This window comes from Fructilactobacillus sanfranciscensis DSM 20451 (assembly GCF_001436035.1).
Lineage (GTDB): Bacteria > Bacillota > Bacilli > Lactobacillales > Lactobacillaceae > Fructilactobacillus > Fructilactobacillus sanfranciscensis.
In genome coordinates this window covers 36,961-58,823 of sequence record NZ_AYYM01000003.1, presented here as the reverse complement: position 1 = coordinate 58,823, position 21,863 = coordinate 36,961, and the positions used below count along the sequence as shown (strand labels likewise).

Annotated in this window: 21 protein-coding genes and 1 pseudogene; 11 read left to right on the top strand and 11 right to left on the bottom strand. The window is 36.2% G+C overall.

Annotation, left to right across the window (positions count from 1 at the left end):
- Positions 1-2: 2 nt before the first annotated feature.
- Entirely contained in the window at positions 3-2,312 is a 2,310-nt protein-coding gene (gene helD / locus FD36_RS01850) for an RNA polymerase recycling motor HelD (protein ID WP_056957709.1), read from the bottom strand.
- A gap of 118 nt (positions 2,313-2,430) precedes the next feature.
- On the opposite strand from helD, the gene FD36_RS01845 reads away from it, so the two are divergent.
- From FD36_RS01845 to FD36_RS01835, 3 genes are all read left to right on the top strand, one after another.
- On the top strand, positions 2,431-3,087 hold the full coding sequence (locus FD36_RS01845; protein ID WP_056957708.1) for a histidine phosphatase family protein: 657 nt from the start codon (positions 2,431-2,433) through the stop codon (positions 3,085-3,087).
- A gap of 11 nt (positions 3,088-3,098) precedes the next feature.
- Positions 3,099-4,364, top strand: a complete 1,266-nt coding sequence (hflX, locus tag FD36_RS01840; RefSeq protein WP_056957707.1) for a GTPase HflX — start codon at positions 3,099-3,101, stop codon at positions 4,362-4,364.
- A 258-nt stretch (positions 4,365-4,622) separates the two neighbouring features.
- Complete coding sequence (locus tag FD36_RS01835; RefSeq protein WP_056957706.1) at positions 4,623-5,945, top strand: APC family permease; 1,323 nt, start codon at positions 4,623-4,625, stop codon at positions 5,943-5,945.
- Positions 5,946-5,982: 37 nt separating this feature from the next.
- On the opposite strand, the gene FD36_RS01830 is transcribed toward FD36_RS01835, so the two are convergent.
- Both FD36_RS01830 and FD36_RS01825 read right to left on the bottom strand, forming a co-directional pair.
- Positions 5,983-6,927 carry an NAD(P)H-dependent flavin oxidoreductase gene (locus FD36_RS01830; RefSeq protein ID WP_056957705.1) on the bottom strand — a complete coding sequence of 315 codons (945 nt, stop codon included), beginning with the start codon at positions 6,925-6,927 and terminating at the stop codon, positions 5,983-5,985.
- Positions 6,928-7,027: 100 nt separating this feature from the next.
- A complete protein-coding gene (locus FD36_RS01825; RefSeq protein ID WP_056957704.1) occupies positions 7,028-8,401 on the bottom strand; it encodes an amino acid permease in 1,374 nt (457 codons plus the stop codon).
- 26 nt (positions 8,402-8,427) lie between these two features.
- Between FD36_RS01825 and FD36_RS01820 the strand changes: the two genes are divergently transcribed.
- Complete coding sequence (locus tag FD36_RS01820) at positions 8,428-8,817, top strand: hypothetical protein (RefSeq protein WP_056957703.1); 390 nt, start codon at positions 8,428-8,430, stop codon at positions 8,815-8,817.
- A 106-nt stretch (positions 8,818-8,923) separates the two neighbouring features.
- Positions 8,924-9,070, top strand: a complete 147-nt coding sequence (locus tag FD36_RS06645; protein ID WP_153198628.1) for a hypothetical protein — start codon at positions 8,924-8,926, stop codon at positions 9,068-9,070.
- Positions 9,071-9,102: 32 nt separating this feature from the next.
- Here FD36_RS06645 and FD36_RS01815 read toward each other — a convergent pair whose 3' ends face one another.
- Genes FD36_RS01815 through FD36_RS01800 form a run of 4 tightly spaced genes read right to left on the bottom strand, consistent with a single transcriptional unit; the run spans position 9,103 to position 12,231 of the window.
- On the bottom strand, positions 9,103-9,900 hold the full coding sequence (locus FD36_RS01815) for a DUF6681 family protein (RefSeq protein ID WP_056957702.1): 798 nt from the start codon (positions 9,898-9,900) through the stop codon (positions 9,103-9,105).
- Entirely contained in the window at positions 9,900-10,415 is a 516-nt protein-coding gene (locus FD36_RS01810; RefSeq protein ID WP_056957701.1) for a hypothetical protein, read from the bottom strand. The genes FD36_RS01815 and FD36_RS01810 overlap by 1 nt, the downstream gene beginning before the upstream one ends.
- A gap of 56 nt (positions 10,416-10,471) precedes the next feature.
- The gene (locus tag FD36_RS01805; protein ID WP_041817586.1) at positions 10,472-11,038 is read right to left on the bottom strand and encodes a guanylate kinase; all 567 of its coding nucleotides are present in this window, start codon (positions 11,036-11,038) and stop codon (positions 10,472-10,474) included.
- Positions 11,039-11,097: 59 nt separating this feature from the next.
- On the bottom strand, positions 11,098-12,231 hold the full coding sequence (locus tag FD36_RS01800) for a cation:proton antiporter (RefSeq protein ID WP_056957699.1): 1,134 nt from the start codon (positions 12,229-12,231) through the stop codon (positions 11,098-11,100).
- A gap of 141 nt (positions 12,232-12,372) precedes the next feature.
- Here FD36_RS01800 and FD36_RS01795 point away from each other — a divergent pair, with 141 nt between their 5' ends.
- Positions 12,373-13,284 carry a proline iminopeptidase-family hydrolase gene (locus FD36_RS01795; RefSeq protein ID WP_056957698.1) on the top strand — a complete coding sequence of 304 codons (912 nt, stop codon included), beginning with the start codon at positions 12,373-12,375 and terminating at the stop codon, positions 13,282-13,284.
- A gap of 44 nt (positions 13,285-13,328) precedes the next feature.
- On the opposite strand, the gene add is transcribed toward FD36_RS01795, so the two are convergent.
- Both add and FD36_RS01785 read right to left on the bottom strand, forming a co-directional pair.
- Complete coding sequence (gene add, locus FD36_RS01790) at positions 13,329-14,345, bottom strand: adenosine deaminase (protein WP_056957697.1); 1,017 nt, start codon at positions 14,343-14,345, stop codon at positions 13,329-13,331.
- A 129-nt stretch (positions 14,346-14,474) separates the two neighbouring features.
- The gene (locus FD36_RS01785; protein WP_041817583.1) at positions 14,475-16,025 is read right to left on the bottom strand and encodes an ABC-F family ATP-binding cassette domain-containing protein; all 1,551 of its coding nucleotides are present in this window, start codon (positions 16,023-16,025) and stop codon (positions 14,475-14,477) included.
- A gap of 121 nt (positions 16,026-16,146) precedes the next feature.
- On the opposite strand from FD36_RS01785, the gene FD36_RS01780 reads away from it, so the two are divergent.
- The 5 genes from FD36_RS01780 to FD36_RS01760 all read left to right on the top strand — a co-directional run bounded on the left by FD36_RS01780 (position 16,147) and on the right by FD36_RS01760 (position 19,818).
- Complete coding sequence (locus tag FD36_RS01780; RefSeq protein ID WP_056957696.1) at positions 16,147-16,527, top strand: VOC family protein; 381 nt, start codon at positions 16,147-16,149, stop codon at positions 16,525-16,527.
- Between the two features lie 37 nt (positions 16,528-16,564).
- The gene (locus FD36_RS01775) at positions 16,565-18,184 is read left to right on the top strand and encodes an APC family permease (RefSeq protein ID WP_056957695.1); all 1,620 of its coding nucleotides are present in this window, start codon (positions 16,565-16,567) and stop codon (positions 18,182-18,184) included.
- Between the two features lie 59 nt (positions 18,185-18,243).
- Complete coding sequence (locus tag FD36_RS01770) at positions 18,244-18,729, top strand: hypothetical protein (RefSeq protein WP_056957694.1); 486 nt, start codon at positions 18,244-18,246, stop codon at positions 18,727-18,729.
- Between the two features lie 96 nt (positions 18,730-18,825).
- Entirely contained in the window at positions 18,826-19,335 is a 510-nt protein-coding gene (locus FD36_RS01765; protein WP_056957693.1) for a YbhB/YbcL family Raf kinase inhibitor-like protein, read from the top strand.
- A gap of 12 nt (positions 19,336-19,347) precedes the next feature.
- Positions 19,348-19,818: a universal stress protein gene (locus tag FD36_RS01760; protein ID WP_056957692.1), complete on the top strand. Its 471-nt coding sequence runs from the start codon at positions 19,348-19,350 to the stop codon at positions 19,816-19,818.
- 56 nt (positions 19,819-19,874) lie between these two features.
- Here FD36_RS01760 and FD36_RS01755 read toward each other — a convergent pair.
- A pseudogene (locus FD36_RS01755) lies at positions 19,875-20,686 on the bottom strand (oxidoreductase).
- Position 20,687: 1 nt separating this feature from the next.
- Positions 20,688-21,857, bottom strand: coding sequence for a hypothetical protein (locus FD36_RS01750; RefSeq protein WP_056957691.1), 1,170 nt, complete (start codon positions 21,855-21,857; stop codon positions 20,688-20,690).
- Between the last annotated feature and the right edge of the window lie 6 nt (positions 21,858-21,863).

The window sequence follows — 21,863 nt, the reverse complement described above, 5'->3', positions numbered from 1 at the left end:
AGTTACCCTTTCACGAGCTCATATTGGTCTTTAGGTTCATTGGCAAAAATTGGTGAAGGTTTCCCAATTGAGACAATGGCTAAATTATGCATGGCCCGCGTACAAATTGTATAAACTAGTTTGTCATCTGCAGCGGTTGGATAGTTTTCTGCCGAACCATTCCACATGATAACGTCATCGAATTCAAGTCCTTTAGCAAGGTAAGCTGGCACTACAATGGCCCCTTTCACCAAGCGTTGGTTTTCTGTTTGAATTAAAGTAGCAGTAATTGCTTTAGCCTTTAGTTGTTGTGCCACTTCACGACATTCAGCAAGTGTTTTACAAATAATGGCCGTTGATTCGTTAGCTTCATTATTTTTGGCAACTGTTTTTCCCACTAAATCAATAGCGGCAATTTCGGTAGGAACCTCAGCAAGCACCGGCTTTGGTCCTTTACGTGCAAAGGCTTCGATTTCTTTTCCGTCTGGAATTAAATACTTACTAAAATCAGTAATTTCCATCGTGGAACGGTATGATTTCAAGAGTTTAATTACCCGAATTTTAGCGGGATCAAAGAGTTGCTTCAAATCATCCATCACCGTATGACTGTTTTGGCGAGTAAAAATAGCCTGGTTCAAATCTCCAAGTAAGGTGAACTTTGCTCTGGGATAATTCCACTTTAAGTAAGCCAATTGGAAAGGAGTATAGTCTTGTACTTCATCAACAAACAAGTATTTCATTTCTAAGTCAGGGCGTTTTCCTGTCACTAAATCAAATAAAGCTAAATAAATTGAAACATCAGCCATACTAATTTGACCTGCTTTAAACCGTTCAATTGTATTATCCACACTCTTTTGCCAATCTGCTTCAGTAATTTGATATTTACTCAAATCAACTAATTGAGGCACTGTTTTCAAGAAGTGGGCAAATTGACGATTAATACTAAAGAAACGTTGTTTTTTAATTTGTATTAAAACGGGACGAAGCGCCTGTTTAACAATTCGTTTGGCTAAAAAGTTATATTCCTTATCGCTATCGCCAATTTTGTCACCATATTTAGAATACAATAACTTAAGTTGTTCTTTAGAAAGTCCTTCAATCGTCTCTTCAACCCAACGTTGTTTCATTTCACTACTAATGTGGCCGTTTAAAATCTTAACTAAAGCATCCTTAGTTGACTCTAACCGAGTTCGAAGTGTGTAATTATCGTTAAAACTATAGTAAATTTCTTTGATTTTTTCTTTAGAAATAAAAACTTGGCCTTTAAACATAATGTTTTTAAACTGAATGTGACTTTGATTCAAAGTCTTAGCATATCGGTTCACTAAATCATAAAATGCCAAACTGCTCTTAAAGGTCGTTACATTTTGTTGTTTTGGATCTAATGCTTCCTCAAATCGCTCTTGTAAAGTTTCGACTTGTAAATGTGGAACCCGACAACTCATAAATTGATAATAAGTCATCTGGACCATATTTTGTTCTCCAAGTTCTGGTAAAACTTGGTTAATATAATCATTAAATAATTGGTTTGGTGAGAATAAAATCAATTGACCAGGATTTAAGTTACCGCGATACCGATAGAGCAAATAAGCAACTCGTTGTAATACGGCCGCTGTTTTCCCGGAACCTGCGACCCCTTGCACAAATAACAAGTCCGAACTCGTATCTCGAATAATGGCATTTTGTTCTTGTTGAATAGTGGCCACGATACTCTTCATCTTGGTAGCTGATTGATGACTTAAATTTTCTAATAAAACAGGATCTCCAACGGCTTCATCCGTATCTAAGACGTTTTCCACAATTCCATCTTTAATTTGAATTTCCCGTTTCAAAGAAACGTCAACGGTTTGTTTCCCCATTGGCGCATCATACGTCATTTTTCCAATTCCACTATCATAGTAAACACTACTAATCGGAGCCCGCCAATCATAAATTAAATAATCATCAGGATGATCAGGATTCGTAAATGAAGCGAGTCCAATGTAAATTTTTTCTGTTTGATTACCATCTTCTTGCACGTCAACTCGAGCAAAGTAGGAATTCTTGTCTAATTTATCCAGGGTTTCCATATCTCGTGTAGCCGTTTGCCAGCGATTTTCCTTTTGCATCAACATTTGTTGTTGCTGACGAACTGAAACACCAGTTTCCATAATCCCTTCATAGGTGCTAGTTTTCACTCGGACGTCATTGTAAAAATCTTTTTCTAAGTCTTTTTGACCAGCTTTAGCCTTGGCAATTGTTTTCGTTAATTTTTCCTTGACTTTGCCAATTTTTTCTCGCACAAAGTTTAAGTGTTTCTGTTCATATTCTTTAATATTCTCTAATTCAGTCATGTTCCGCCTCCAAGTCGTTCAACTCGACTAATAATTCTAACATAACGACAAGGTAAACACGATAATAACGGGCTGAAATATGCTAAAATTAAGGAAAAGCACAAGTACGGAGGAAATTATGACAGGAATTAATTTATATTTTGTACGTCACGGCCAAACTCATTTGAATCATTATCGTCGGATTCAGGGTTGGGCTGATTCTGATTTAACTGATCGAGGCGTAATGGATGCGCAAGCTGCTGCTAAAGTGCTTGCCCCAATCAAATTCGACCAAGCCTACAGTAGCGATACAAAACGAGCTAGTCGCACAGCACGAATTATTCTAAAGGCTAATCCCACTGACATCAAAGAACCAACGCAAACCATGGCTTTACGTGAAGAAAACTTTGGTTACTTTGAAGGAAACGATACTTCACAAACTTGGAACATGATCGGTGGACCAAAAGGTGCTAGCGATTATTCTGACATGATTAAAATGTTTTCTATCGAAAGAACACGCGATATGATTTCGGATGCTGATCCATTTGGTGAAGCTGAAAATGATGCACAATTTTGGGCTCGAGTTCAACCAGGAATGGATGAAATTGTTAGCAACGCTAAACCTGGTGACAACATTCTCGTGGCAGCCCACGGGACTTTAATTAGAAGTATTGTCAGCAAATTTAGTGACATTGACATTACTGCACGAATTTTAAATGGTAGTATTACCAAACTCGTTTACGAAAACGGGGAATATCAGGTAGAATACTACAATCACACTGATAATATAGATTAATAAGGAGCACTATGGAAAAAACAACCACCCCAGTTATCACAATTGGGTTAAACGTAAATAATCAAGCCTTTGACTATTCTATGGAAGAATTAAAAAATTTGGTCATGGCCAACAACATGGAAAATGTCGAAACGGTCACGCAAAAATTAGACCATCCCGATTCACGGGCGTATTTCGGAAAAGGAAAGATTGAATACCTTGCCCAATTAGTCACGACTACTGGTGCGCAAGTGATTGTTGCTAATGATGAATTAAGCCCCAGTCAAATTAGAAATATCGAAAACGAAACCAACGCTACTGTAATTGACCGAACTGGTTTAATCTTGGAAATCTTTGCTAACCGTGCGCAAACCCGAGAAGCAAAGCTCCAAGTCCAAATGGCAAAATTGAAATATCAACTTCCCCGTTTACGGACAAGTGCCAGTCAACGACTTGATCAACAATCAGCTGGTGGTGGCTTAGCCAACCGTGGTGCTGGTGAAACCAAACTAGAATTAAACCGTCGAACAATTGAACATCAAATTGATCATGTCCGCCACGAACTAAAAGAAATTGATAAGGCTTATGAAACTCAAAGTAAGCGTCGTAAAGAAAATAAAATTCCCACTGTAGCCTTAATTGGTTATACCAATGCCGGTAAATCAACCATCATGAATCAATTAGTTACTAAATTCGGGGAAAATGACGAAAAACAAGTCTTCGTTAAAAATATGTTATTTGCAACTCTTGATACTAGTGTTCGTGATCTTCATTTGCCTGACCATAAACAGTTCCTATTGAGTGATACGGTTGGATTCGTTAGTAACCTTCCCCATCAACTAGTTCAAGCATTTAAGTCTACTTTAGCTGAAGCAGCTAGTGCTAACCTATTAGTCCAAGTCGTCGACTATTCAGACCCTGATCAACAGCTCATGATGGAAACAACCGAAACAACCTTAAAAGAAATTGGTGTACCTGATTTACCAATGATTAAAGTTTTCAACAAAGCCGACTTAGCTGGAATTAATTATCCAACCCGTGAAGGTGATAATTTAATCATCTCTGCCCTTGATGACCAATCAATTGAATTATTAACCAGCGTCATTAGTGAAAAACTATTTAAAAACTATGTAACAAAAACCTTCTTATTTCCCTTTGATAAAGGCGATTTGGTTTCAACCTTAAATCATAAATTTAACGTACAATCAACTGACTATACAGAAGACGGAACTAAATTGACGGTTGAGCTTCCTGAACCAGATGTTGCCCGTTATTCACAATACTTAGATAAAGATTAACATTTAGCGTTGACAAGTGTTTATTATGAATGTACAATAATTTCATAATCTTAAAGAAGAAATTTAAGCTCTGTTTCACAGAGAGTCCGATGAATTCTGGAATTCGGATGAAACAACTTATTTAGCCCCTTTAATTAATCATTATGAATATTAAAAAGTGCTTCTACCAACTTTGTAGAAGAATCTGGGTGGAACCGCGCGAAAGCGTCCCTGACATTAATTTGTCAGAGACGTTTTTATTTTTAGGAGGAATTAAGAATGAAACAGCAAGAAAACGTTACTTTAAATCGAGCGCTGGGATTACCAGCTGCCTTAGCTTTAGTAATTGGAACCATCATTGGTGGTGGGGTATTTGTAAGACAAGCTGCTGTGATTAATGATGCCGGTTCAGCTAAAGCAGCTATCTTAGCTTGGATTGCCGGAGGAATTTTAACCTTAGCTGCGGGTCTTACAATCGCTGAAGTAGCTTCCCAAATCCCCAGTACTGGTGGACTTTATGCCTACATGGAAGAAATGTACAACGAACTTTGGGGCTTTCTCTCTGGTTGGGTCCAAATTATTGTGTACGGTCCTGCCATGATTGCCGCACTAGGATCATTCTTAGCAATTCTTACTTCGGCGTTTTTCCATACTAATCCGATTTGGAATCTACCAATCGCTTTAGGAAGTATCATTTTAGTGGGAATTCTAAACATTTTCCCTAATAAATATGGAGCTAGCTTTGCTTTAATTACTACGGCTTGTAAATTAGTCCCTGTAGCAGCATTGATTATCTTTGGTCTTTTCTACGGTCATGCCGATGCCCTTGGTCAATCAATTAAAGGAATTCATTCAACCACTGGTGGTTTTGGAGTCGCTATGTTAGCAACTTTATTTGCCTTTGATGGTTGGATATTAATTGCCAACTTAGGTGGAGAAGTTAAGAATCCCCGTAAAGTCTTACCACAAGCCATTTCATTTGGAATTTTAGCCGTTTTAGCCATCTACGTTCTAGTAGCTTACGGTGTTTTAAAAAGTATTGGTGCAGAAAAAGTCCACGAATTGGGTACTGCATCAATTCCTTATATTGCCAATCATGATTTTGGTAATATCGGTGGAAAAATCATTTGTATCGGGATCATCATTTCGATCATTGGTTGTATGAATGGAAAAATTATGACCTTCCCACGAATTATGTATGCGATGGCTGAAAGAAAACAATTACCTTTCTCAAAGCAACTTGCATACCTTAACCCTAAAACAAGAACTCCAATTTTTTCCATCTTTGTTGTCATTTTTATTGCAGCAGTGATGATTTGTTTAGGAAGCGCTGATCGTCTTTCAGAACTATGTATTTTCACCATTTACTGTTTCTACGTAATGGCCTTTGTCGGGGTCTTTCTGCTTCGGAAACGGAATCCAGAAATGAAACGTGAATTTTCGGTTCCTCTCTTCCCCTTTACACCGATTGTAGCCATCCTCGGTTCACTCTTTGTGTTAATCTCAGAAGTAATGTCTGATCCAATCGGGGTTTTCATTTCCCTAGCAATTGTTGCCTTAGGGATTCCTGTTTTTTATTATCAAGTTTATAAACGTAAATAATGCAAAAGGATCTCAGAAAACTGAGATCCTTTTTTGTTTATTGATAGTCTTGCATTAATCGTTGAACTAATTCAGCGACACTCGGTTGATCCTGAATAAGGTCAATTCCAGTATTAATTGAAATTTCACCATCTTCTAGTTTTCCCTCTAACATCGCCGTACGTGTTCCACCCATTTTACGCGTTTCCGCAAATGTATCATGATCACCATCTGCAAATCGTTTAGCTAATTCATCCATTTTTGCATTTCGAATTGAACGTTGTTGAGGAGCAACTAAAACCATATCTTCTACTGTTGAACTGATAATCTTAACTTTGGCGTTCTCAGCTGTCCGATTTTCTTTAGTCACAATAAAGCGACTTCCAATATAAAATCCTTCAGCACCTAAAGCCCGAGCAGCTCGTACACCACGTACGTCGGTGATTCCACCAGCTGCCAATACTGGAACTGAAACAGCGTCAACAATCCTTGGAATTGTGGTAAAAGTTCCGTTTCCCTTGGTTGGAATCACACCACCTTCGTCATAACCCGTTGCCACAATCAAATCAGCACCCAAATGCTCTTGAAGTTGAGCTTCTGCTGGAGTTGGATTATAACTTCTCGCAATTAACACGGCTCCTGATGCTTTAATTTGTCGATAAATCTCTTCATCAGGTTCTCCACCAACGATAAAGTAATTGACATTTTCGGCCAAAGAATTATCCAAAATTTTGTGAGCATAGGTTTGGTCTTTACCTTGTGGGTTTAACCCAATCGTCATCGCAAATGGACGATTTGTTAATTGTTGGGCTTTGCGAATTTGTTCTCGCATCACCTTCATTGAATCTTGTTCCAAAGAATCACGCCCAGCATTAGGGCCAAAACTGCCAAGCCCACCTGCATTAGAAACTGCTGCTACAAATTCTGCATCAGTTAACCAATTCAAAGGCGCTTGAATCAAGGGATATTTAGTATTTAAAATTTCAGCGACACGATTTTTCATTAATTCATTCTCCATTCACTAACTAATAGTAATTAAAAGTATAGTTGATTAGAGCAAAAAAGACCACTAATCGGCTTCGACTAGTGGTCTTTTCAATTAATTATTTAAGTTCTTTTTTATTCTTACGTTCCCAAACTATATAACCAATAATCATGGTAGCAAAGAAAATTACCGTTGCAATCACAGAAATTCTTGTTTCTGCATTGAAAAGTAAAACAACTAAGACTGCTAAGTAGAATAAAATGGTTAAATAACTTGATCCAGGGAAGAATGGCATCTTAAAGGTGTCAGCTGGATTAGGATTTTTCCGCTTGTATTGGATATGAGTTAACATAATGATAATCCAAACGAAAATAAAACTAATTGTAGCAACTCCTGTAATCAAGACGAAAATCTTACTTGGATAAAAGTAATTTAATAAGACAATTCCTAGGAATAAAAATGCAGAAACTAAAATTCCAACATAAGGTACGTTTGCCTTAGAAAGCTTACTAAATGATTTTGGTGCATGACCATTATTACCTAAAATGTAAAGAGTTCTTGAAGTTGAGAAGATTGCTGAATTAGCAGCTGATAAAGCAGATGTTAAAACAACAAAGTTAATTAAATTAGCCGCAAAGCTAATTCCTAAACCTGAGAACACTTGTACAAATGGTGATGTAGAAGCATCAATTTTATTCCAAGGATAAACTGACATAATTACAATCATTGATCCAACATAAAATAGTAAAATTCTAAGCGGAACTGAGTTAATCGACTTTGGAATGTCCTTTTCGGGGCTCTTTGTTTCACCGGCTGTTAGACCAACCATTTCAATTCCAGTAAAGGCAAAAATTACCATTGGAAATGCCAAGATAAAACCAAGTCCACCAGTAGCAAAGAAGCCACCGTGACTAACTAAGTTAGATAATGATGCTGTATTACCTTGAGTATGGAAGCCGAATACAATCATCCCAACTCCAGCAACAATTAATGCTAAAATAGCAAAAATTTTAATACTTGAGAATGCAGATTCTAATTCTCCGAACCAGGCCACATTAATTAAGTTAAAAGTTACCAAAATAGCAACCACAATTAATGGCGTAACCCATTGTGGTAATTGGGGGAACCAATATCTTAAGTAAATTCCGGAAGCTGTCAAATCAGCCATTGCTAAACTGGCCCAACTTAACCAATAAGCCCAACCAATTGCAAATTCCCATTTGTTACCTAAATATTCACGTACAAAGTCAATAAATGAATGTAACTTAGTATTGGAAAGTAATAATCCACCAACTGCACGCATCATTAGGTAAGAAAAAATACCTGTAATCAAGTAAGCAAGGATTAACGCTGGCCCAGCCGATTTAATTGCAGTTCCTGAACCCAAGAACAATCCAGTTCCAATGGCTCCTCCAATCGCAATCATCTGAACGTGACGAGAAGTTAAGCCTCGTGACAAATCTTGATCATTTGTTTGATTCTTTTCAGTCATAGTACATCACCTTTCTCAAATAAAAAATGTCCCCTATCAAATCATTTTGGTTTGGTGGTGGGACACTTCAACCGCATATTCTTCCGAGGTTAGCTTTTCCTATCAAATCATTTTGGTTTGGTGGTGGGACACTTCAACCGCATATTCTTCCGAGGTTAGCTTTTCCTATCAAATCATTTTGGTTTGGTGGTGGGACACTTCAACCGCATATTCTTCCGAGGTTAGCTTTTCCTATCAAATCATTTTGGTTTGGTGGTGGGACACTTCAACCGCATATTCTTCCGAGGTTAGCTTTTGCTATCAAATCATTTTGGTTTGGTGGTGGGACACTTCAACCGCATATTCTTCCGAGGTTAGCTTTTGCTATCAAATCATTTCGGTTTGGTGGTGGGACACTTCCCATTGTTTTTTATTAAAAATTCCTTAATTCAACTAGACCCATCGTAACAACTATTTTTTTGTCAGTCAACTAATTACGATTCAAAATTCCATGATACAATTAAAAAAAGGAGTGTAATTTTTATGCAAAAAAAACGAAAACGCATCGTGTGGATTGCCTTCATTCTTATCTTTATCGCAATGTTAGGATTGAAACTTTACACCGAAAAGCAACAACAAAAAGTAAGTGAAAACAAAGCTGAAATTGTTAGACAAATTAACATGCTCTAATTAAAAAGAAACCGAAAATTTTCGGTTTCTTTTTATTTTTTCGTGTAAGCCACTTGAACTTCAACATGATAATTATCATCAGTTTCGATGATACCGTTACGCCCTTTAATTTTATATTTACCACCAGTTAAATAGGCAGCTGCTAAATATAAATTAATTTCGGTTGAATCAATCTGTTTTATTGACTGTAGCCCCACTGTTTTAAGGTGACCAACTGCTTTTGCATTTGGTTCATTAATTCCAGCATAAACAACATATTGTCCATTAACCTTTTTCATAGAGAAGTATGGAATAATTGTCCCATCACCAATGGCATAAAGTGGTTTATCATTTTCTCTTAAAGCAACCTTAATTTGATGTTGATCTAATCCATTATAATCATCTTTAACTAAATTTTCTTTTATCATTTGCACTGCTAAATCATTAATGGCAACTTGTTGAGTGGTGTCACTAGTTAATTTAGCAGGCATTGTCCGTCGTTCATCAAATAATCCATTAGCAGGAATATCCCGATATCGTTTTGTTGAGTTAGTTACTTCTTTAGGTTGAATGTGAAGCGTCTTATTAATAATTGGCGTAATATCAAATTTTGAACTTTTATTAGTAAAATAATAAATAAAGTTCAAATAAAGAAAATAACCTAATAAGACTGTTACACCAAACATTAAAAGTCCTCGGGTATATACTTGATTGGTTAAAAACCGATAAGTGATGTAAATCATATAAAGCCAACCAAAGAACCCTAAAATCGTATAAATGCGGGCCTTGGTTTTCGCTTCAATACTAATACAAGATAACCAAGAATTAAGTCCACCTAAAATACTAAACATTATTGATTACCTCCTGAAGTTGGTGTAGACGCAGGATTCGTAGTTGAACTATCATTGTTTGCTGCTGGTTTACTACTATCATTCCCACCCGTTGCATTAGAATTAGTCCCGCTATTGTTAGAATTTGATGTATTTGAGCCATCTGTTCCCGTTTTTTGACTATTATCAGAACTATTATTATTTGTTTTATTATCAGTTGTATTATTTTTATTGCTATCAGCGTTTGGAGTAGTAGAATTAGAATCTGTTTTTTTACTGTCATCCGCTGTTTTATTAATATCGTCTGTTTTATTAGTATCGTCTGTTTTATCGGTATCTTTAGTTTGATTTGTGTCTTTATTTTGATCATCGGGGGTATCTTGCTTTGGATCCGTTTTAGCTGGAACATTTGTGTTAGTAACTTTGGCTCCTTCTTGGGTATGGGTCACCGTATTAGTTACAACATTAGTTGCACCAAGGGCTAAACAAATTGTTAAAATTGCAAATGGTGTTAACAATGGTGGAACTCTCTTCATAAAATTATCCCCTTTCCTTAATCTTCTTATTATTGTCCCTTAAACTTAAAAAAGGGTTAATCATTACTTAATTTTTTGATAATTTGATCAATCGATTGTTTTGTTTTTTGCCAATTTTCATTTTCAATGATTGTCGCATGTCCTTGTAATTCACTTGGTAAATTCAAATCACGATTAACTTCTTTACTTTGCATTCTTTTTTCTACATCAGCTAACCGATCGCCGCGCTTAAGCATTCTGGTTTTGATTTCACATTGATTATCAACTGCCAAAAAGATAATTTTAGCTTTTTCACCTAACTGTTTTTGGTAAGTAATCGCCCCGGCAGTATCTAAAACAATACTGGCAAATTGATGTTCTTGAAGGGCTTTATTAATTCCTTCCCAAGAAGAACCATAACGATTGTCAGCGTATTGAACAGATTCTAGCAAGTGAAGTTGGTCAAAACTAGCCTTATTTTCAAAGTAATAATCAACTCCACTTTGTTCACCGGTACGAGCTGAGCGAGTAGTATGCGTAATAATTGATGGAATTTGATAAGCTTGTTTCAAATAATTTTGAACCGTGGTTTTGCCGGTTCCGGCAGCCCCAGTCAACACAATTACCCGTTGATTTTCTCGCATTTTAATTCCCCCTTGCATTAATTAAATGTTTCTCTTTATTGAACCGTAATTACTCTCGATTACCACTTAACAAGAACATATTTTAAAAGAATTGGTGAAATAACGGTCGTCAAAATAATTACTAAAATAATCTCTGAATAAAGTTCTGACGAAAGCAAGTGGCTACTAATCGCAACTTGAGCCACAATTAAGGCCATTTCTCCTCGCGAAATCATCCCAATCCCAATCACGTTGGCATCTTTAAGATCAATTTGGCACAGTTTGGCACCAACGCCACAGCCAATCCATTTGGTTAAAACCGCAATTATAGTCATTAAAACAACAATCAAAACGCCGTGCCAGTTAGTAATTAATTTTAGTTCTAAACCAATTGAAACGAAAAAGAATGGAATTAAAAATGAAGAACCTAAAATTTCGATTTGCTTAGAAATATCTTGTTTCACAGGAGTCCTTGCCAAACTGACTCCTGCAACAAAGGCACCTAAAACAGAACTTAAATGACAAAGTTCTGCTAATTCAGCCATTCCAAAACAGATCAGTAAGCCAACTGTAATCGTTAAACTGAGACTTTGAAAATGGATCACTATTTTAATTATTTCAGGTACTAACCACTTAAACATCACGTAAACAAGTGCAACATAGATAAGTTGTAACCCGATAATCACCAATAAGTTGGTTGATTTACTGGTATAAATACTAGAAAAAGCACTCAACAAGATAATCGAAATTACATCATCAACCACAGCTGCTCCTAAAATGATTGCTCCTGCAGTGGTTTTTAACTTCCCCATTTCCTGTAAGACAGCCACCGTTATTGAAACAGAAGTAGCTGAAAAAATAACGCCCCATAAGATTGCTTCTTGGGTAGTTTGTTGTAATGCCATTCCTAAGCACCAAAAAGCAGTTAGCGGTAAAACCACCCCACTAACAGCTATGATACTAGCCGCTTTTAAATGTTTTGTGACTTCTTTAAAATCGCATTCCAATCCAGCAATCATCATTAAAATGATAATTCCTAAATCTGCAAAATTAGAAATCATCTGGTCTAGATGTACTAGATTCAAAAGTAAGGGTCCCAAGATAATTCCTGCTGCAATTTGGCCAACGACCCGTGGTAATTGGATGCGCAGTGCTAATTCACCACTGATTAAAGTTGCTAATAAAACTAAAATAATTTCAGTTAAATAATTCATAATGCTCCTTAATAAATTTTTTCTACTATAATAATAGAGCTTTCAACAAAAGACAATTTGGGTTTATTTCTATTTCTATGATACCACGATGCGCTTTAGTGGTATCATAGAAATAAATTTAATAAGTAGGTGGAAATGATTATGAAGCAAGGAACAAAAATTTTAACATTAGATAACGGCTACCATTTATGGACCAACACACAAGGTGAAGGAAAGATTCATCTTCTAGCTCTTCATGGTGGACCTGGTGGAACTCACGAATACTGGGAAGATACTGCCAAACAACTCAAGAAACAGGGACTTGATGTGCAAGTTCATATGTACGATCAATTAGGTTCATGGTACTCAGATACTCCTGATTGGGATGATCCAGCTGTAGCAAAAAACATCGAAACTTATGAATACTTTGTTGATGAAGTAGAAGAAGTTCGTCAAAAACTTGGTTTGGATAATTTCTATCTCATTGGTCAATCATGGGGTGGCGCTTTAGTCCAAATGTATGCTGCTAAATATGGTGATCATTTAAAAGGTGCCATTATTTCATCAATGGTTGATCGGATCGGTGACTACACTGATCATTTAGCCCAAATCAGAGAAAAAGCCTTAACTCCTGATGAATTAACTTACATGAAAAAATGTGAAGCTGAAAACAACTATGATAATGACCGTTATCAAGAATTGGTTGGCAAACTTAACGACCAATTCGTTGATCGTAAGAAACCTGCTGCCATTGCTCATTTAACAGAAACAATGAGTGTTCCCCTTTACAACGCTTTCCAAGGTGACAATGAATTTGTCATTACTGGTAAGTTAAAAGACTGGAACTTTACCGATCATCTTAAAGACATCAAAGTGCCTACCTTAGTTACTTTTGGTGAACACGAAACCATGCCAATGGAAACTGGTAAACGAATGGCAGAAATGATTCCTAATGCCAAGTTTGTTTCAACTCCTGAAGGTGGTCACCACCACATGATTGATAACGCACCCGTTTACTATGATCATTTAGCAACTTTCATTCGTGAAGTGGAAAATGGTACTTTTAACAAATAAATATTTCATTAAAAAATGCCCTATCTCAACGATAGGACATTTTTTTATTCTCTTTCAAAGTTAGTAATTAAATCAGCAACTTCTGTTTTAATGGATTCATTAGCAAACGAATGATTAATCGCATTTAAATTACATTGACGTAATTGCTCTTTAGTCATGTCATTATGATGAGCCATTTGGAAATATTCTTCTGTTAAAGTTGTATCAGAAACCGTTCGATTATCTGTATTAATACAGAGTGCCTGACCTTGTTTTAACCACCGTTGGAAAGGATAAGCAGCATGATTGGGAAGCGCATGAGTTTGCACGTTACTAGTAGGACAACCTTCAATACAAGTCCCTTTTTCTAACATTGCTTTTTCAATGGTTTCGTTACCCATGGCAGCGATTCCATGTCCAATTCGTTCACTACCAGCTTGAATGGCGGCCAAAACATTGTCAGCACAGCCACATTCACCGGCATGAAGCGTTAACTGAACTTTTTGACCATCTACAATCATCGGGAAAGCTGCTTTATACATATCTACAAAACCTACCTGTTCAGGTCCAGCTAAATCGACACCCACTAATTTTTCGTTTACATCTTTGGATTCAGCAAATACTTTTGCAACCTCTGCTTCTTGATCAGTCCGCATTCCACAAACTAAAAGATTTCCATAAATATCATAAGTTGCTTCTGCACGTGCAATTCCCTTAACAACAGCATTGATTGTCTGGGCAATTGTTAATCCTTTTTTGGTAGAAAGAGTGGGTGCAAATCTAATCTCGATGTATTTTACTCCATCTTGATAAGCTTGTTCCATCACATCATAAGCAGCTCTTTCTAAAGCAACTTCTGTCTGTAAATATTGCAACACAAAATCAAATGGACGTAAATAATCAGCTAAATCCTTGGCATCATCTGATACCACCATTTTTTGGGTTAATTCCATTAGATTAAAGTGGACCATTTCTCCTTGTCCTCGTGCAATTTCACGTAATGTATGGGGTCTAATTGACCCATCTAAATGACAATGTAGTTCAGCTTTTGGGAATCTTTGAATCTCCGCTCTTGTTAACATTGGTATCTCCTCCCGCTTTTTTCTCGCTTTAAATTGTTATCATGTCACCGAAAATTGACCTTATTTGCAAGAACTTTTTAAAATTTTTTCAAAATAAAAAGCGAACCTTTAAAAAGTTCGCTTTCATTTTTATTCGTCTTCTTTAAGACTAAGTTTTTCAACATCAATCTTTTTATCCACTAAGCCGTCATAAAAACTAGCCTCATGACTAACCACAATCGCGTTCCCTGGGAAATCATTAATTGCTTTTTTCAATGATGCCTTGGTTTCATCATCTAAATGATTAGATGGTTCATCAAGAATCAAGAAATTACTAGGGACGAATTCCATTAAAGTCAATTTAACCTTAACTTGTTCTCCCCCAGAAAGCTTGCCAATTTCTTTAAAAGCATTGGAAGCATTCATTCCAGAACGAGCTAACTTAGTTCGAATTTCTTTTTGGGTTAACTTAGGATACTTATCTTGAATAATTTGCATTGGGGTTTCTGTTTTATCTTCCCACACTAAATCTTGACTAAAATAATTAATTTTAGCTGATGGAGAAAATTCAGCTGTCCCACCTAATGCAGGAATAATTTTCAAAATACTCTTAATCAAAGTGGATTTACCAACTCCATTGAATCCTTGAAGTCCAACCTTTTGATCAGTATCAACGGAAAATGTTACAGGACTAAGTAATGGTTTTTCGTATCCAACTGATAAGTCTTTAACCACTAAGGCATTTTGTGAACCAGTCTCGTCATAAGGAAAACTAAAGTTAGCTTTCACATTACTCTTAGGTGGCTCAATCACGTCCATCCGGTCCAACATCTTTTCCCGAGATTTAGCCATGTTAGAATGGCTACCAGCCTTATTCTTTTGAATGAATTTCTTAGCTTTTTCGATGGCAACCTGTTGCTTTTCAAATTCCCGTTGTTGGGTCATTTCTTTTTCAGCCCGCTGACGCATGGCTGACTTAAAGTCTCCTCGATATTTAGTGATTTTTCCAAACGCAACGTTAATAATACAATTAGTAACGGGTTCCAAAAAATCATAATCATGAGAAATTACAATAAAAGCACCATCAAAATTATTGAGATAATCTTCGAGCCAGTTAATATGGGTCGTATCTAAATAGTTGGTTGGTTCATCTAATAGTAAAACATCTGGATTTTCTAAAATTAACTTAGCTAAGATAATTTTAGACCGTTGTCCCCCACTCATTTGGGAGATTTCGTGATCTCGACCAATATCATCGAGTCCTAAACCAGTAATTACTTGTTCAATTTGGGTTTCCACATCATAGAAGTTTTTTGCTTCTAATTGAGCTGAAATCCGTCCTGCCCGTTCAAGCAGCGTATCGTCCATGGTTGTAGCATATTCTTCATACAAATTTGTCATTTGCTCATTTAAATCATATAATTCTGCAAAAGCCGTATGTAAGAAATCAATTAATGTCATTCCACTAGGAATATCTACGTATTGATCTAAATAACCAATCGTGGTACCTTTTTGCCAATTAATTGAACCAGTGACGGGTAATTCTTTCCCAATCAAAATGTTAATTAAAGTTGATTTACCAACTCCATTTTGACCCACAATTCCCATGTGTTCACCTTTGTTCAATTGGAAACTTGCATCTGAATAAAGTTTTTTATCTGCAAAACTCATACTCAAATCTGAAACTTCTAAAAGAGCCATTTGTTCACCTTTAAACCTTTCAATCACTAAATAATACAGTAACATATCACCGCAACTTTTGCAGTTTATTTTAGTTTAATGTTACAATGGTATATATCTTTTTGAAAAGGAGTTAAAAATTATGCGAGTTCAAGATATTGATCATATTGACTTAACTGTTGATGATTTGGAACAAGCCATGCGTTTTTACCACGAAGTACTTGACCTTCCCATTCTTTTCGAGGGAAAAACAAGTATGATTTTTCAATTAGGTAAGCAGAAGTTGGTCTGCAAAACCCTAGCTGATAATAGCTTGCATGCTATGAATCCAACTGTGGGATCAACCACCTTTAGCATTCTTGCTAAGGATTCACTAGCTACGATTGAAAAACATCTTGCAAATTATTTTATTGATATTGTCGCAGGTCCCGTTGAAAGTGATTTAACTAAGAAAAAAATGACTTCACTTTTCATTAATGACCCCGCTGGAAACTTAATTGAAATACGTGAATATCATAAATAGCAACTATTAGGATTAAAGAAAGGATTATTTTATCTATATGAATCAAAATAACAATACCAAAGTAGCAAAGCAAAAAATGTCTTTGTTCAGTGTCGTAATGTTAGCTTTAAGTTCAATTATTGGATCAGGTTGGCTTTTCGGGGCTTGGGAAGCTTCTAAAGTCTCTGGACCAGCCGCAATTATCTCATGGGTAATTGGTGCTATCGTAATCGGAATCATCGCTTACGTTTACATCGAATTAGGAACAATGTTTCCTGAAAGCGGTGGAATGAGCAAATATGCAGGTTATACCCATGGACCTCTTCTGGGTTTCATTGCTTCTTGGGCAAACTGGGTTTCTCTTGTGACCTTGCTTCCAATTGAAGCGGTTGTTGCAGTTCAGTACATGAGTTCTTGGCCTTGGGCTTGGGCAAATTGGACAAATCATTTTGTCGCCAACGGAACTGTTACTACTGAGGGTCTAATGGTGGTTTTCTTATTCATCTTAGTCTTTACCTTATTAAACTATTGGTCAGTTAATTTATTAACGCGTTTCACCAGTTTAACTTCGATTTTCAAATTAGTAGTTCCATCAGTAACCATTATTATGTTATTAATCAGTGGATTTCATCCTGGTAACTTTACTAACCATAATTTTGGTGGTTTCTTACCTTACGGAACTGCTCCTATTTTCGCTGCCACGACTGTTTCTGGAATCATTTTTTCTTATAATGCTTTCCAAACTGTTATTAATGTTGGTGACGAAATTACTAACCCTAAGAAAAACATCTGGCGTGGAATTGTAATTGCCCTATTTGCTAGTATCGTAATTTACATCATGCTTCAGTTTACTTTTATTGGTGCAATTGATCCCGCAATGTTAGCCAAACACGGTTGGCATGGAATCAACTTCGAATCACCATTTGCTGACTTAGCCATCATGTTAAACATTAACTGGTTAGTTATCTTACTTTACTTAGATGCCTTTGTTTCACCATTTGGAACTGGAGTTTCCTTTGTTGCTTCAACCAGCCGTACTTTAGCCGCTATGACTCAAAACGGTCATATGCCAAAAATTCTTGGTAAAATAAACCAAAAATGGGGAACTCCTCGAACTGCTATGGTAGCCAACTGGTTAATCAGTTGTATTTTAGTTTCTATCTTTAAAAACTGGGCTGTGTTAGCTAGTGTTATTTCAACTTCAACGTTAATTGCCTACGTTACTGGTCCAGTTACATTGATGGCCTTAAGAAAACATGCTCCTGAATTCAAGCGTCCCGTTACGATTAACTTTGCTAAAGTAGTTGCACCATTGGCATTTATTTTGGCCAGTCTCGCAATTTACTGGGCCATGTGGCCAACTACCATGGAAGTTATCGTGGTGATTGCTTTAGGATTACCATTCTACTTATTCTATGAAGATAAATTGAATTGGAAAAATTCAATGAAAAAATTAAAGGGTAGCCTTTGGATGTTATTCTATCTGGCCTTCATGTCTGCCTTTTCATATGTTGGTTCAACTCCTTTTGGTGGTCAAAACTGGATTCATTATCCTTATGATTTCCTTGTAATTATTGCTGTATCCCTTGGATTCTATTACTGGGGTGTTAACAGTTACCAAGAAACAAAAGAAATGCAAGATGCCAAAAATGTTAACAATAAAGTGAAAAACAATTAGAATAGTTATATAATGAGTTAATCATATAACTATTCTTCCATCTGGGAATCGAGGTCATTATGAACAATCAAGATCAAGATACTAGATTCCAAAGATATGACTTTACTCCTAAGCGTTCGCAAAACAAACGCAAACATCGGCCGCATATTTGGCCATGGATTTTAGGGTTAGTCATTGTTGTACTTATTCTAACTTTTGGAATTCGGTATGCTTTAAATACCAGTAACCAAGTGACAAATAATACTGCTACTTCGAAAAGTACTTCGAAAAATAGTAGCGACAATTCAGATAATAGTTCCACCAAAAATAGTAAAGGTAATGATACTGCATCATCTGCTCCAGCAACCCAACCTGCTAAATCAGCTAGTCCCGCTATGAGTCCTTCTGCCAGTTCATCATTTGCTGAACCACATACTTTTAATTCAGTTCAAGATGCAAAGGATTGGGCTAATGCAACTAAGCCAGATTGGACAAGTGACGGATATAATTACTGGACGGTTACACAAAACAGTCAAGGTTACTATGTACTAACTTTTACTAAATAATCAAAAGAAGTCTTAAATTAAGTTAAATAATTTAAGACTTCTTTTTTTATGTTCGAAATTAGTTAGTTTATAATAAACTTGAGGAGGAGGCACATAATGAAAATTTCAGTTCCCTTACAAAACGGTTGGTTACCTGATCGTTATACCAAACACGCAAATGATTCTGATAAAATTGATGGTCGTCCTTATGTTTCATTTCCAATTAACATTGAAGAAGTTCCTACTAATGCCCAATCATTGGCTTTAGTACTAACTGACGACGACGCTATTCCTGTTTGTGGGTTCACTTATATTCACTGGGTAGCTGCAAACATCGATCCTAAAACAACTTTAATTCCAGAAAACGCTAGCCATGCCGAATTGATTCCCATGACTTATGGTCACAATAGTTTAGCTGGTCAATTACTTGATGTTCAAGATCCAATGGTCAATGAACATTATGTTGGTCCTACCCCACCTGATAAACCTCATGATTATCATTTGACACTTTATGCTTTAGATCAAAAATTAACATTAAAAAATGGTTTTTGGCTAAATGAATTAGAAGCAGCTAGCACAGATCACGTTTTAGCAGAAGCTAACGTAATCTTACCAGTTAAAAATTAATTGGAGGAAATTATGTACAACAAATACAAAAACATCCTAGTTCCAGTCGATGGTTCAAAATATGCAGAAGCAGCCGTAGCAAAGGCTGCTGAAGTTGCCATTCGTAACGAAGGCCGCTTAGATATCTTAAGCGTAATTAACACAACATCATTTGGCTTTACCTATGGCGTTTTGAGTGATGATGCCATCACACAAATAGTTGACGGAGAACTTGATTACCTTAAAGATTTAGTGAAAAAGATTAGCACTAAAACTGGTTTTGAAAACATTCATGTGCACGTTCGTTTTGGAAACCCCAAGAATGTGATTACCTATGATTTTCCTAAAGATTATCATACTGATTTAATTATGATGGGTGCTACTGGAAAAAGTGCGGCTGAACGATTATTAGTTGGCTCAACTGCTAGTTACGTTAATAGTCATGCTAAGTGTGATGTCATGATTGTTAGAACAAGCCTTAAAAATCAACCAATCACTAAATAATTAATCAAATAAAAGAACTACAACAATTGTTGTAGTTCTTTTATTTTGAGTTTATTTTACATAAAATGAGGAATTAACTTATCCCATAACCAGGTTGGCAAACATGCATATAGAAAAACAATTGATTTTGCCATAAACCCGATTAAATACCGTGACTTAGGGTGTTTCCTGACAATTATTTTTTGAATGGTTTTTGCAATCAATTCCGGCTGAGACGCAAATTTAGAAGCATAAATTTTATCTAAATGTTGCTTCAATGTTGTAGCTCTTTTTTCGTAATCGGTTCCTTGAGAAGCTGACTGCAAATTTTTCATGGCAATCTTTTCCCAAGCACTTCGAACCACCCCTGGTTCAAGTAAAACCACTTCAATTCCAAACCGTTTAACTTCCATCCGTAATGAATCACTGATGATTTCGAGTGCATGTTTAGATGCAAAATACCACCCGCCCATTGGGCTACTGAAACGACCTGCCATCGATGAAATATTAATTATCTTACCATGATGTTATTGCTTCATATATGGTAAAACCAGTTTGGTTAAAACTACTAGTCCAAAGACATTTACCGAAAATTGACGTTGTGCTTCTTCATCAGAAACATTTTCAATGGCACCAAAAGATCCATAACCAGCAGCATTCACTAAAACATCAATTTTATGTGCTTGTTGAATAATTTCAGCAATCCCTGCTTTCTTGATTGATCATTAGTCACATCCATTTCAATTGGGACGACACCAAATTCTTTCAAGGGTTGCATCTTTGCAACGCTTCGTGCAGCTCCAAACACTTGATAACCTGCTTTAGCTAGGCAAAGTGCGGTTTGATATCCCATTCCAGAACTAGCACCTGTGATTAAAATTGTTTTCATCTTAATCCATTCCCATAATTCGTTTTTTGGCCAGAAAAGCATCCAAATAATCAAACGCTAGTTCATCAATATCATTTACTGATAACTCAATCAATTGCGGTTCATTTGGTTTGTCCTTATCCAGATACCTTACCGAAACAGTACCTTTTTCAAATTTAAAGGGTACCCCAAAATAAGTTTCACCTTCATTTGATTTAATCCGCAAAAAACGTTTAAATTTAACGGCTTGATTAATCACTCCCACAAACTGATCAACGGTACTATCAAAGCTCCGCTCATTATTTAAAAGTGGTTGTAAAAAGGTATCGTGTGCCATATTTAAAGAAACAAAGTGATTAATTAAACGTAAATAATCACTTTTAATTTCAAGATTACTAATCTCATTTAAACGAATTAATTCATAACCACCAAACTGCCCGTTCATGTCCACCACGGCAAAAACAACTGAATCAGCATTGACTGCCCGAACTTGTCCAATGAAAAATAACTCTGGATTGATTTTTGGAATCATAATAATTCGACGTCCACTTTCTAAAGCCTGATGTAGGGCAGCAAAAATCTCTAAATCACCACCAATATCCTGTGATTCAACGTGTCCAGTCATCAAAAGTTTTTTGGAGTGTTCCAATAAATTCAATTCTTGCCCTAAAAACTCAATTAATTTAATGTCGTAAAGAGGCATTCTAGCATGCTTAACTTCACTACTATCAAATTTATCAAAAGTCGTTAACTCCACTTCGTTATCAGAAAGTGACGAGACAAATCCTTCCATCATCGTATCATCTTCTTTGATTAGCAAAATGGGACGCTGATACACAAAAGAACTACCTAATACTTGTGTTAACAAAGCACCTTTATCGTTTAATTGTAAGTCTGGTTGCTCAGCAGAAATCAAATGAAGGTTACGCGCCATTTTAATGCGTTCTTCCATTTTTGTTAAATCTTCACTGTAAAAATCAACATCAAAAATGTCATTATAATCTAAATAAACAAACCCATTACTGAGTCCGTCCTCAGTGAAAGTGCTCAAAATCGTCCCGTTTCGATCAACTCCAAAAACAGTTCCAGTATAAAAAATGGATGATCCAGTTTGAATAACGTTTACTAAAGTTTGATTTTCCATTGAGTAACGAAGATTTTTAACAATCTGCATTTTTTGTGAATATTCCAAGCTGAA